This is a genomic window from Paeniglutamicibacter sp. NPDC091659 (assembly GCF_044756805.1).
Taxonomy (GTDB): Bacteria; Actinomycetota; Actinomycetes; order Actinomycetales; family Micrococcaceae; genus Paeniglutamicibacter.
The window spans coordinates 50,787-63,374 of sequence record NZ_JBIVTO010000003.1 but is presented as its reverse complement, the minus strand read 5'-3'; the positions used below and the strand labels follow the sequence as shown (position 1 = coordinate 63,374).

General features: G+C 65.0%; 12 protein-coding genes. 9 read left to right on the top strand and 3 right to left on the bottom strand.

Translation table 11 applies throughout. The features are described 5' to 3' along the window. Positions 1–64: 64 nt before the first annotated feature. The 5 genes from ACIQLF_RS07925 to ACIQLF_RS07905 all read left to right on the top strand — a co-directional run bounded on the left by ACIQLF_RS07925 (position 65) and on the right by ACIQLF_RS07905 (position 4,803). Positions 65–475: a molybdopterin-binding protein gene (locus ACIQLF_RS07925; protein ID WP_400296538.1), complete on the top strand. Its 411-nt coding sequence runs from the start codon at positions 65–67 to the stop codon at positions 473–475. Further along, positions 472–1,281 (top strand): molybdate ABC transporter substrate-binding protein, encoded by an 810-nt coding sequence (gene modA, locus ACIQLF_RS07920; protein WP_400296536.1) that lies wholly within the window; start codon positions 472–474, stop codon positions 1,279–1,281. The genes ACIQLF_RS07925 and modA overlap by 4 nt, the downstream gene beginning before the upstream one ends. Beyond that, positions 1,259–2,110, top strand: a complete 852-nt coding sequence (locus ACIQLF_RS07915; protein ID WP_400296534.1) for an ABC transporter permease — start codon at positions 1,259–1,261, stop codon at positions 2,108–2,110. Before modA ends, ACIQLF_RS07915 begins: the two co-directional genes overlap by 23 nt. After that, positions 2,107–3,153: a sulfate/molybdate ABC transporter ATP-binding protein gene (locus ACIQLF_RS07910; protein WP_400296532.1), complete on the top strand. Its 1,047-nt coding sequence runs from the start codon at positions 2,107–2,109 to the stop codon at positions 3,151–3,153. The genes ACIQLF_RS07915 and ACIQLF_RS07910 overlap by 4 nt, the downstream gene beginning before the upstream one ends. A gap of 144 nt (positions 3,154–3,297) precedes the next feature. After that, entirely contained in the window at positions 3,298–4,803 is a 1,506-nt protein-coding gene (locus ACIQLF_RS07905; RefSeq protein ID WP_400296529.1) for an FAD-dependent oxidoreductase, read from the top strand. A 37-nt stretch (positions 4,804–4,840) separates the two neighbouring features. Here ACIQLF_RS07905 and ACIQLF_RS07900 read toward each other — a convergent pair whose 3' ends face one another. Continuing rightward, positions 4,841–6,352 carry a bifunctional phosphatase PAP2/diacylglycerol kinase family protein gene (locus ACIQLF_RS07900; RefSeq protein ID WP_400296526.1) on the bottom strand — a complete coding sequence of 504 codons (1,512 nt, stop codon included), beginning with the start codon at positions 6,350–6,352 and terminating at the stop codon, positions 4,841–4,843. A gap of 584 nt (positions 6,353–6,936) precedes the next feature. On the opposite strand from ACIQLF_RS07900, the gene ACIQLF_RS07895 reads away from it, so the two are divergent. After that, positions 6,937–7,227 (top strand): hypothetical protein, encoded by a 291-nt coding sequence (locus ACIQLF_RS07895; RefSeq protein ID WP_400296524.1) that lies wholly within the window; start codon positions 6,937–6,939, stop codon positions 7,225–7,227. Positions 7,228–7,457: 230 nt separating this feature from the next. Here ACIQLF_RS07895 and ACIQLF_RS07890 read toward each other — a convergent pair whose 3' ends face one another. Beyond that, on the bottom strand, positions 7,458–8,384 hold the full coding sequence (locus tag ACIQLF_RS07890; RefSeq protein WP_400297071.1) for an NADP-dependent oxidoreductase: 927 nt from the start codon (positions 8,382–8,384) through the stop codon (positions 7,458–7,460). 111 nt (positions 8,385–8,495) lie between these two features. Beyond that, the gene (locus ACIQLF_RS07885) at positions 8,496–8,897 is read right to left on the bottom strand and encodes a YchJ family protein (protein WP_400296521.1); all 402 of its coding nucleotides are present in this window, start codon (positions 8,895–8,897) and stop codon (positions 8,496–8,498) included. 201 nt (positions 8,898–9,098) lie between these two features. Here ACIQLF_RS07885 and purS point away from each other — a divergent pair, with 201 nt between their 5' ends. From purS to purL, 3 genes are read left to right on the top strand one after another with little or no spacing between them, the layout of a single operon-like run. After that, positions 9,099–9,350 (top strand): phosphoribosylformylglycinamidine synthase subunit PurS, encoded by a 252-nt coding sequence (gene purS / locus ACIQLF_RS07880; RefSeq protein ID WP_210002491.1) that lies wholly within the window; start codon positions 9,099–9,101, stop codon positions 9,348–9,350. After that, the gene (gene purQ / locus ACIQLF_RS07875) at positions 9,350–10,105 is read left to right on the top strand and encodes a phosphoribosylformylglycinamidine synthase subunit PurQ (protein ID WP_400296517.1); all 756 of its coding nucleotides are present in this window, start codon (positions 9,350–9,352) and stop codon (positions 10,103–10,105) included. The genes purS and purQ overlap by 1 nt, the downstream gene beginning before the upstream one ends. A 26-nt stretch (positions 10,106–10,131) precedes the next feature. Then, the gene (gene purL / locus ACIQLF_RS07870) at positions 10,132–12,417 is read left to right on the top strand and encodes a phosphoribosylformylglycinamidine synthase subunit PurL (protein ID WP_400297068.1); all 2,286 of its coding nucleotides are present in this window, start codon (positions 10,132–10,134) and stop codon (positions 12,415–12,417) included. The last annotated feature ends 171 nt before the right edge of the window (positions 12,418–12,588 follow it).

Here is a 12,588-nt window from a genome sequence, read left to right as displayed (position 1 = left end):
AACATTCGTCCCGATTTGCGGAATTTGATACCAGAAAACTCCGCATTTAGGAGAGTATGGGGCTATGCCGAAAATTCGAGTTTCCGAAGCAGCACGCTTCCTGGGTGTCAGTGACGACACCGTCCGTCGTTGGACGGAGAACGGAACCCTTGAACCCCACAAAGACAGCTCCGGCCGGCTTGCCGTTGACGGGTTGGAGCTGGCGCACCTTGCACGCAAGCAAGCCCAGCACCCGGACGACCCTGCCCAGGTGGTCTCGTCGGCGCGCAACCGCTTCGTCGGCCTGGTCACGGGCATCACCGCAGACACCGTCATGGCCCAGGTGGAGCTTCAGTGCGGCCCGTTCCGGGTCGTTTCGCTGATGAGCAGCGAAGCCGTCAGGGAGCTGGGTCTTGAACTCGGATCCATCGCCACGGCCGTCGTGAAGGCAACCACCGTGATCATCGAAACCCCTCAGGGAAAGAGCATCGTGTGAGAAATCTTCGCAAGAACATCGCGGCCGTCTTCGTTGCGGGCTCCTTGGCTGCCGGGCTCGCGGGCTGCTCAACGACCAGCGCGGGAAGTCCCTCGCCCAGCAGCTCGGGAGCAATCGCGTCCACCGGCTTGTCCGGATCGATCACGGTGTTCGCGGCGGCTTCACTGAAGTCGACGTTCACCGAGTTGGCCACCGACTTCGAAGCCAAGCACCCGGGCACCAAGATCACCCTGAGCTTCGCCGGGTCCTCGGATCTGGTCACCCAAATCACCCAGGGCGCCCCGGCCGACGTCTTTGCCTCGGCAGACACGAAGAACATGGCCAAGCTCGCCGACGCGAAACTGGTCGGCGGCACCCCGGTCGACTTCGCGACCAACGTCCTCGAGATCGCGGTTCCTCCATCCAACCCCGCCTCGATCGCCGCCTTCGCCGACCTGGCCAAGCCGGGCATCAAGGTCGTCATCTGCGCCCCGCAGGTTCCCTGCGGTGCGGCGACAAAAACCGTCGAGGAAGCCTCCGGCACGACGTTGAAGCCGGTCAGCGAGGAAGCGTCCGTCACCGATGTGCTGGGCAAGGTGACTTCCGGCGAGGCCGATGCCGGCCTCGTCTACGTCACCGACGTCAAGGGCGCCGGGGACAAGGTCAAGGGAATCACGTTCCCGGAATCGGCCAAGGCCGTGAACACATACCCGATCGCCACCGTTGAGACCAGCAAGAACAAGGAACTCGCCGCGGCCTTCATCGACACGGTGACGGGCAGCGAAGGAAAGAAGGTCCTGACCAATGCCGGATTCGGCACTCCGTAAGGGCCTTACCCACCGACGCGGCGGCACCGGATACACCGCGGTACCGCCATGGGTCTATGCCATCGCGACGGCGGGGGCCGTGTTTGTCATGCTCCCGCTCGTCGCGATGGTGGCCAAGGTCAATTGGTCCCAGTTCATCCCGTTGATCACCTCGGAGTCGTCGCTGACGGCACTCGGGCTGAGCCTGCGCACATCGACGGCCAGCACCGCCCTGTGCATCATCCTCGGTGTTCCTTTGGCCCTGGTGCTTGCCCGCGGGAACTTCCCGGGCCAGCGGTTGCTGCGCGCCTTCATCCTGCTTCCACTGGTCCTGCCGCCCGTGGTAGGCGGCATCGCGCTGCTTTACACCTTCGGTCGCCAGGGGCTGCTCGGCAAAAGCCTTGAACTGGCCGGAATACAGATCGCCTTTTCCACAACTGCCGTGATCATGGCCCAGACCTTCGTCGCCCTGCCCTTTCTTGTCGTAAGCCTCGAAGGCGCCCTGCGCACCGCGGGCAGCCAATACGAGGCCGTTGCCGCCACGTTGGGCGCACGACCCACGACGGTCCTGCGCCGGGTGACGCTCCCGCTGGTCCTCCCCGGGCTTGCCTCCGGCGCGGTGCTCTCCTTCGCCCGCAGCCTGGGCGAATTCGGGGCGACGCTGACCTTCGCGGGCAGCCTGCAGGGAGTCACCCGGACCCTGCCGCTGGAAATCTACCTTCAGCGCGAGACCGATGCCGACGCCGCCGTGGCACTGTCCCTGGTCCTGGTTGCGGTGGCGGCCGCGGTCGTCGGCCTTGCCTACCGGAGCCCGCGAAAGAACGTGGCATTGATGCAGGCGGCACAGTGACTTTCCACTTCGAAGCCACGCTCGAGGCCCGAAACTTCAAGGTCTCGCTGGCGCTCGGTCCCGGGGAGACCCTGGCGGTCTTGGGGCCCAACGGCGCCGGCAAGTCGACGCTCCTGTCCATCATTGCCGGCCTGCTCCGCCCGGACTCCGGAAGGGCGGCCATCGGGGACCGGACCCTGTTCGATCTCACCGCGCACAAGCCGCATTGGGAACCACCGCATTCCCGGGGAACCGCGCTTCTGGCACAGGAACCCCTCTTGTTTCCGCACCTGAGCGTCCTCGACAACGTGGCCTTCGGCCCGCGCAGCAAGGGCGAATCGCCCGCGAAATCCAGAAGAACGGCATCCATCTGGCTGGCTGCGACAAACACCGATTCCCTCGCGAAGCGGCGTCCCGGCGAGCTCTCCGGCGGACAGGCGCAGCGGGTTGCCGTCGCGAGGGCCCTTGCCGCGGGACCGGATCTGCTGCTGTTGGACGAGCCCATGGCGGCCTTGGACATCCACGCAGCACCGCAGATGCGCCGACTGCTCAAGCACGTGCTGGATGGCCGCAACGCCATCATCATCACCCACGACATCCTGGACGCCCTCATGCTCGCCGACCATGTTGCCATCATGGAAAATGGCCGGGTCACCGAGGCTGGTCCCACCAGGGAAGTCCTCAACCGGCCCCGCAGCCGGTTTGCCGCCGGGCTCGCCGGGTTGAACCTGGTCACGGGATCCGTCACCGCTGAGGGAATCAGCACTCCCTACGGAGATGTCTCTGGCACCAGCGAGGTGCCACTTGTCCGCGGGGCAACGGCAACCGCCGCGTTCCCGCCGTCGGCGGTCTCCGTGTTCCTCTCTGCCCCGCACGGCAGCCCCCGAAACACCTTCGAGGCAACCATCACCGACCTCGAACCGCACGGCGGCCACATCCGTGTCCGGGCCGGCGAGCTGTCCGCCGACATCACGCCGGCGGCTATGGCCGACCTCGCACTCGAACCGGGCACCAAGGCATACTTCGTGGTCAAGGCCACCGCCGTCACCATCTACGCAGCCTGAACCGGACGCCCATTGATATACCCCGAACGAAACGCCATGATCGAGACATGGTCACGCTCGAGCCCTGGCTAGTCACCGCAGCCGGCGGTTCCCGGCGCAGCCAGAAAAGTTTCGTAAAGCGCTGGGCAATCCGGAGGAGAAGCAATGAGTGCCGCATCCAACAATGAAAGGCTCGAGGGCGAACCGATGTCCCTCTGGGTTGCCACCGGCGGAACCACCGAATACCCCGGCCTGCGTGGGGAGGTGGAGGTGGATGTCGCGGTGATCGGCGGCGGCATCGCCGGGCTGACCGCCGCGTTGGCGCTGAAGCGCGCCGGCCGGACCGTCGCGGTGATCGAAACCGCCCACGTGGGAACCGGCGTCACCGGCCACACCACCGGCAAGGTCACCTCCCTGCAGCGGCTCGCCTACACGGAACTCCGCGACAGCCACGGCATCGACACCGCCCGCGCCTATGGGCAGGCCAACGAGGCCGCGCTCGGCCACATCGCGGACATGGTGGCCACCGAAGGCATCGACTGCGACTTCCGCCGCGTCGCGAACTACACCTACGCCGAAACCGACGAGGCCCTTGCGCGTGTGCGCGCCGAAGCGGACCTTGCCGCGGACCTCGGCCTTCCGGCCACGTTCACCACCGAGGTGCCGCTGCCGTTCCCGGTCAAGGGCGCGGTCCGGTTCGACGACCAGGCGCAGGTGCATGCCGTGAAGTATCTCCAGGGTCTTGCCCTGGCTGTCGACGGTCAGGGCAGCTTCGTCTTCGAGGGGGCGCGTGCACTGGGCATCCGGGAGGGCTCCCCCTGCGTTGTCACTCTCGAGAACGGCAGCGTCCGGGCGCGCGATGTCATCGTCGCCACGAACGTGCCGTTCGGCGACCACGGCCGGTACGACGCCCGGTCCCGTGCGCACCGTTCCTACCTCGTCGCGGGCCTGGTGGACAACCCTCCGCTGGACGCAACGTTCATCAGTGTCGATGAACCGATGCGCTCCATCCTGACAGTCGGAATTGACGGAAAGAGCTACATTCTCGCCGGCGGCGAAGGCCACCCCGCTTCCGAGGCCGGCGACACCGCCGTTCGGTACCGCAGGCTGGCCGCCTTCGCCCGCGACCACCTCGGCATCACTGAGGTCGCGTACCGGTGGTCGACGCAGGACGGCATCCCTCTCGACGGCCTGCCCTACGTCGGGCTCATGTCCCCCACGGCCAAGCACGTGTACGTGATCACCGGCCTGCGCAAATGGGGGTTGACCAACGGAACCGCCGCCGCCTTGATCCTTGCCGACACCCTCACCGGCAGGGAAAACCCGTGGGCCGCGGTGTTCGACAGCAACCGCGCCGCCCCGGCGGACAGCGTGAAACCGTCGGCAGCAGAGAATCCCGAGGCCGCGACGGCCACCACCAAGCGCACGGAACTGGCCCCCGACGAGGGGACGGTCTTTGAGGTAGGTGGCGAGAGCACCGCCGTCTACAAGGACATCGAAGGAAACGTCCACGCCGTCTCGGCCGTCTGCACGCACCTGGGCTGCATCGTGGATTTCAACCCCGCCGACACCACCTGGGACTGCCCCTGCCACGGTTCCCGCTTCGCCACCGACGGCAGCGTCATCCAAGGACCAGCCGTCGTGGCTCTCCCGCCCAGGCCGGTGCCCTGAACCGGGGTGGCAACGGGTCGGTTCCCTCAGGGGACACTCACTGGTTCTTCCCGCCGCCCAACGGCGAGTACACGCGCAGCTGCCCGCGCTGCACGGTGAATTCCGCCGTCCGGACGCCCGGCAGCGGTTCGCCATCCACGGCCAGGACCAGCGGCTCGCCGACCGCTTCGATGCTTAGCCGGGACGCCTCGCTCAGGTGCGTGACTTTGGTGGAGGCAACCGTCCCGGTGAGCACGGCCCAGAGCAGGCGGAGCCGTGCGAAAGAACCGTCGGCGGTGACCATGCGGATGTCCAGCACGCCGTCATCGAGCACCGGCCGCGCCAAGGGCGCCACGTCCCGCGGGTAGTATCGGCCCCGGCCCAGATAGAGGATCCACAGTTTGTGCCGCACTCCGTCGATTTTCAGGGTGGTGGGCGATTCCAGGGCGAAGGTGCGCAGGCCAGCCACGAGCCCGGCCAGTGGTTTCCCCAGCGCCGACTGGAGCCGTTCGCGGCGCCGGACCAGGTTGGGGTAGACCCCGATGCTCGCCGTGTTGAGCATGGTCAGCTCGAGTGTTTCGTCGGCACCCTCGATGCCGCGCCCCACCGTCACCAGCCCGAAATCCGAAGAGACGGCTGTCCCCGCCGCGGCTGCCGCCGCTGCCTGCGCGAGGGTGGCCACACCGGCGTCGCGGGCAAAGTGGTTCAACGTGCCACCGGGCAGGACCAGCAGTGGCAGGGAGTGCCCGACGGCGGCAGCGGCAGCGGACCCCACTGTGCCGTCGCCGCCCCACACGCCCAGGGCCCTGGTCCCGGGCCGGGCGGCGGCCGCTTGGATGGCGGCAGCAACGTCCCCGCCCTCCTCGAGTTCGTGGATGTGCGCCTGGGGAAATGTCTCCCGAAGCAGCACAACCGTATCCGGCGAGTAGGAGCCGCCCCGCACGTTGACCGCGATACTCAGTCCCTCGCCGTCGTCGATGGCGGGCGCCTCGGCCGGCGTACGGCCATTGGATGGGGCCGTCTGCCGCTCCGGCCACCAGTTCCGCGTCAGTATGGCCGCCCCGACTCCGATCACGGAGCCGAACAATACGTCCGAGGGCCAATGGGCCCCCGTATGGATCCTGGAGTAGGCGACTCCCGCTGCAACCGGGGCAAGAACGACACCCAGTGCCGGCGACACCAACCCGACACCCAGGGTGAACGCCACGGCGGAGGCCGAATGCCCCGAGGGCAGGGACGAACTGGTGGGCTGTGGATGCACGAAACGGAAGATCGGGAGATCCTCGGGCAGGGGTCGGGCCCGTGGGAGCAGGGTCTTGAAGACCAGATTGGTGACGGCCGAGGCGGTTCCTAGCGCCAGGAGCCCGTGCACGGCTGCCCGGCGCGGATTGCCGGGAACCAGTGCGAAGCCCCCTGCGATGGCGAACCAGAGCTTGCCCTTCGTGGCCGCCGCGGAGAGGTCGCTGAAAAACATATCCTGCGGACCGGACGGCTGCCGCGAGACAGCGCGGACAAGGAAGCGGTCGAATGTTGCCAGACGACCCGGGCCATTGCGTAGCGTGCCTCGCATCCAACCACCGTAGGACAGATGTCCGGTGTGTGTCTGCGCCGAGGCCAACATTTCCTCGGACATCTTCTAGAAGAAAATATGCACCACCGGTATGGACAAGCTGGATGACCTAAAGAGACTCACCGGCGCACTCCGTCGCAGCCTGAAACAAGGAATGCTATCAAAGCGGGAGTGCATTTAATGTCAAGACTTCGACTTCGGGGTGTAATCGGATCCGGTGAGCGATTGCACCAACAATTACGTATGCAACAGTCATCTTTATGTCCAAAAATCGCTAAATGAACGTTCCCTAAGTGATTTGATGATCAAACTGAACGGCGGATCCGCGCAGTGCCGAGAAAAGGCCTGGGACTCTTTCTTCGCCAAGGTACCGCGGTTGAGAAATAGCAGGATTTGTTGCGTGGCGGGAACTACGTATTGGTTATGTTCGCGCACTGGCTCGTCAGCTTTGGGGGCCTCAACAGCAGATAGCTACAAGCTTCGAAGCAATAGCTGAAATCCACACGACGGTTCCTCTGACGACAGTTCGAGCGGCCCACATCGCCATGTAATCTTCAATTATTAGTTTCATTCAAGGGGGAAACATGAAGTACAAAAACGCAGCAGGTCTTTACGTAGGCGGCATTAGCTTTACTCTCGCTAGCCCGTTAATTGTTTTCATTGCAATGACGTTCGGCACTAGAGCCGCCATCAGCAATCCCTCCACTGATCTAACCGTATTGTTCATGGGCATAGGCATCCTCGGAGGATTGCTTGGCATCGTAGGAATAATCTTGCTCATCGGGGCCACATACCGGGCATTGGTCAAGATCGACGCCCTCCAGGTGATGCGTCCATCATCAGATAGGGAGAACTGGTCAGCCGATCGCCGGTGAGCAGTCCTGCCCGCACTAAGCGACCGCATGCTCTCACGGGGTCCCGACCTCGAAAGCCGGCCCAACCGGCCAGAGGGCAGGTTCAACCCCTGGAAACAACACGAATTGCCGAACAACCGGCAAAGAAAAGTTCGACCCAGGGCCCGCACACCGTCGCGGGCCTTGCGCCGAACCAATCTGTATTGTCCTGCGCTCGTCAATTACGAAGCAGGCAAACCCAACACCGGAGACTAGTTGGTGAACTCCGTCAGCACGATCTTGCCGCCGGCATGTCCCGCCATGCTTTCGCCGAATGCCGCGGCGGCTTCCTGCATCGGGTACGTGGAGACGACGTTGATCTTGAGCTTGCCGTCATTCACCAGCGCGCCGAGGCGGTCAAGTTCCTTGCCGTCGGGGCGCACCCAAATGAAGTGCCCGCCGTGGCCCATGACCGAGCCATCGGCGATGGAGGCGTGGGAACCTGATTCCTTGAGCACCGCGAGGGTGGCTTCGAGCGCTCCGCCGTGGAAGTCCGCGACGGCGTCGACGCCCTCGGGCGCCAGTGCACGAACACGCTCGACCACTCCCTCGCCGTAGGTCACCGGCTCGGCGCCGAGGGCGGCCAGGATCTCGTGGTTCTTCTCGGAACCGGTGGCCAGGACGCGAACCCCTGCCACCACGGCAAGCTGGATGGCCGTTTGGCCCACGCCGCCGGAGCCGTTGTGGATCAGCAGGGTCTGGCCCGGCTTGAGGTCCAAGGCATCCAGGGCGCGCTGGGCGGTGCCTCCGGTCAGCGGAAGTGCCGCGGCCTCTTCCCAGGACAAAGCGGCGGGCTTGTGCGCCACGGTCGAAGCGGGAAGCACCATGTATTCGGCGAACGAGCCGAAGTGCACACTGTCGCGTCGACCGTAGGCGTAGACCTCGTCGCCGACCTTGAACTCGGGAGTGTCGAAGCCGACGGCCTCGACGACGCCCGCAACGTCCCATCCGGGAATGACCGGGAAGGTGACGTCCATGATCGCATCGAGATAACCACCCATGACCTTCCAGTCGACCGGGTTCACGCCCGCGGCCTTGACGCGGATCAGCACGCTGCCGGGTCCTACCTTGGGGCGGGGAAGCTCGAGCTGTTCCAGCTTGTCGAGACCTCCATAGCTCGCGTAGGCCATGGCTTTCATCGTCTGTTCACTCATCGTGGCGACCTCTTTCGGGGCGGAAGTTTTGGGCGAAGCAGCGCCTGCTTCATTTGTACCAACCAGTACAGAACCCGATTTATTCGCGAATGTGCCCTACTCCACAGCGTCCAGGTAGTACCAGCAGCCGCCCTCGCGCACGAAGTCGCTGACCTCGTGCTGGTATTCGCGCTGGCCAAGCAGCCCGTAGCGGGCAACGAACTCCACGACGCCAGTCTGGTCGAAGGGGCCTCCGGCCTCGGTGCGCACGATTTCCAGGTTCTTCCACACGATCGCCTCGTCAAGATCCAGCTCTGCGGGGCGGGTGCTCGGATGCCAAGTGGCAAGCAGGTAGTCCGGGAGCATCAGGGCGAAGGCGCTGTAGCGCGAACGCATCAGCTCAACTGCGGTTGCGGGCCACGCCGGCGCCTGCGGATCCGAATAGCCAAGGTGATATCGGCCACAGCAGGAACCGTAGATTTCTCCCGTATTGCATGGGCAGCGTTCATCTTTATCCATTTAAACAGCTTAAGCGCACACCGATCCGCAGATACCCGCCGGTAGCTATCACGGGGAAACATCACGCCGCCAACTGCCCGAATCAGCGGACCCAAGGCTTGCCGGTAGACTTAGTGAGCAAGCTCGCGGAGCGCCGACACCTTGGCGTGAGACGGCACCTCCGCAAGCGTATAACCACCCTTCGCGCACAGGAGAACCCGGATGCCCCGGATCGTTGTTGATGTTATGCCCAAGCCCGAGATTCTTGACCCGCAGGGCAAGGCCATCGTCGGAGCACTGCCCCGTCTTGGTTTCACCGCCTTTAGCGAAGTACGTCAGGGCAAGCGGTTCGAACTGACCGTCGACGGCGAGGTGACCGAGGAAATCTTGGCCCAGGCCCGCACGGCCGCCGAAACCCTTCTCTCGAACCCGGTCATCGAAGACGTTGTCAACGTCGAGGTTGTCGCAGACTAATGAGTGCAACCGAACTCCCCTTGATCGGCGACTACTCGACGCCGAGCACCGAGCTGAACGGCGCCCGCATCGGCGTCATCACGTTCCCCGGAACCCTTGATGACCGCGACGCAGCTCGCGCCATCCGGTTGACCGGGGCCGAGGCCGTGTCACTGTGGCACGCCGACCACGACCTGCAGAACGTCGACGCCGTCGTCATTCCGGGTGGCTTCTCCTACGGGGACTACCTGCGCGCCGGCGCCATCGCACGCTTCGCACCGATGATGAGCAACATCATCGACGCCGCGAACTCCGATGCCAAGCTGCCCGTTCTGGGCATTTGCAACGGCTTCCAGATCCTGACCGAATCGCACTTGCTGCCAGGCTCCATGGTGAAGAACGACCACCTGAAGTTCCTCTGCCGCGACCAGGTCCTGCGCGTGGAAAACAACACCACCGCCTGGACCAACCAGTACGCCAGGGGTGAGGAAATCACCATCGTGCTGAAGAACCAGGACGGCCAGTACGTCGCCGACGAGAAGACCCTCGACGCCCTCGAGGCCGAGGGCCGCGTGGCCTTCAGCTACGTCGGCTGGAACCCGAACGGGTCCCGCCGCAACATCGCCGGCATCACCAATGCCGCGGGCAACGTGGTGGGCCTCATGCCGCACCCGGAGCACGCAGTGGAGGCCGGATTCGGCCCCGACCACACCGGAACCGACGGACTTGGGTTCTTCACCTCCGTCCTGACCCACCTTGTTGGAGGCCAGAAGTGAGCGTCGAAGAGCAGAAGAAGTTCAACATGGACACCGTGGCCAACGCCGCCGCGACCCCTGACACCGAACTTCCGTGGGCCGAGCTCGGCCTGAAGCAGAACGAGTTCGAAGAGGTCGTCAAGGTCCTGGGCCGCCGCCCGACCGCGGCCGAATTGGCGATGTACTCGGTCATGTGGTCCGAGCACTGCTCCTACAAGTCCTCGAAGAACCACCTGCGCCAGTTCGGCGACAAGGTGACCGAGGAAATGAAGAAGGACATGCTCGTTGGCATCGGCGAAAACGCCGGCGTGACCAACCTGGGCGACGGCTGGGCCGTCACCTTCAAGATCGAATCGCACAACTCCCCCACGATGATCGAGCCCTACCAGGGTGCGGCCACCGGCATCGGCGGCATCGTGCGTGACATCATCTCCATGGGCGCACGCCCGGTCGCCGTGATGGACCCGTTGCGCTTCGGCGCGATCGACCACCCGGACACCGCACGCGTCATCCACGGTGCCGTTGCCGGCATCGGCGGCTACGGCAACTCGCTGGGCCTGCCGAACATCGGCGGCGAAATGGTCTTCGATTCCGTCTACCAGGGCAACCCGCTGGTGAACGCACTGGCCGTGGGCGTCATGCGCCACGAGGACATCCGCCTGGCCAACGCGTCGGGCAAGGGCAACAAGGTCGTGCTCTTCGGCGCACGCACCGGCGGCGACGGCATCGGCGGCGCCTCCATCCTTTCCTCGGAGACCTTCGACGACACCAAGCCTTCCAAGCGCCCGGCCGTCCAGGTGGGCGACCCGTTCGCGGAAAAGGTGCTCATCGAGTGCTGCCTCGAGCTGTTCAAGGGTTCCCTCGTCGAGGGCATCCAGGACCTCGGTGCCGCCGGCATCTCCTGCGCCACCTCGGAGCTTGCCTCCAACGGCGACGGCGGCATGGAAGTCGAACTGACCTCCGTCCTGCTGCGCGACCCCTCGCTGACCCCGGGCGAAATCCTGATGTCCGAGTCGCAGGAACGCATGATGGCCGTTGTCTCCCCGGAGAACATCGAAGCCTTCGAGGCCGTCATGGACAAGTGGGCCGTAGAGTACTCCTGGCTCGGCGAGGTCACCGACACCGGCCGCCTGATCATCAAGTGGGACGGCGAAGTCATCGTCGACGTCGACCCGCGCACCGTGGCACACGACGGACCGCTCTACGACCGTCCGTACGCCCGCCCGGAATGGCAGGACGCCCTGCAGGCCGACACCTTCAAGTCCTCGGAGGCCGGCGCCAACCTGCCGACCACCGGCGACGAGCTGAAGGCCGCCCTGGTTGAGCTGATGGCTTCCCCGAACATGTGCGACAAGTCCTGGATCACCAACCAGTACGACCGCTACGTCGGCGGCAACACCGCGCTGGCCGCCCCGGACGACGCCGGCGTGATCCGCGTGGACGAGAAGACCGGCCTGGGCGTTGCCCTGGCCACCGACGCCAACGGCCGCTACACCTTCCTGGATCCGTACCACGGCGCGCAGCTGGCACTCTCCGAGGCCTACCGCAACGTGGCAACCTCCGGCGCCGTGCCGATGGCCGTCTCCGACTGCCTGAACTTCGGTTCCCCCGAGGATTCCGACGTCATGTGGCAGCTGGCGGAGTCCATTCGCGGCCTCTCCGACGCCTGCATGGAACTCGGCGTCCCGGTCACCGGCGGCAACGTGTCCCTGTACAACCAGACCGGCGACACCCCGATCCACCCGACCCCCGTGGTCGCGATGCTCGGCAAGCTGGACGACGTCGCCCGCCGCACCCCTTCGGGATGGCGCGCGGATGCCGACGGCCAGGCCATCTACCTGCTGGGCACCACGTTCGACGAGCTCGACGGTTCGGAATTCGCGAACATCCGCGGACACCTCGGCGGCCTGCCGCCGAAGGTCGACCTCGCAGCCGAGAAGACCCTGGGTGCGATCCTGATCAACGCCTCGCGCGACGGCATGATCGACTCCGCCCACGACGTCTCCGAGGGTGGCATCGGCGCGGCACTGGCCGAAATGGCACTGCGCTACAACGTCGGCGCCCGTGTGGCCCTGGACGACCTGTGCGCACGTGACGGCCTCGACGCCTTCACCGCCATGTTCTCCGAGTCGCAGGCCCGCGCCATCGTCGCGGTTCCGCGCTCCGAAGAGGTTCGCTTCAACGACATGGCCACCGCACGCAACTTCCCCGTGGTCCGCCTCGGTGTCGTTGATGCCTCGTCCACCTCGTTGGAAATCCAGGGTCAGTTCGACCTGGACCTCGCCGAGCTGCGCGAAGCGCACGAGGCAACCCTGCCGAAGTACTTCGGCTAAGTCAGCCTGAAGAAGCGGGGCGTCGGAGGTTTTCCTCCGGCGCCCCGCTTTTCGTTAAGCATCGATACGTCCGTTGGCCACTCCATCGACGATCCCCTGCTTTGCGAACTCCAAATTTGCTCCAAGTCCAAATTTGGATTTGGAGCAAATTTGGAGTTCGGCGAACCAACA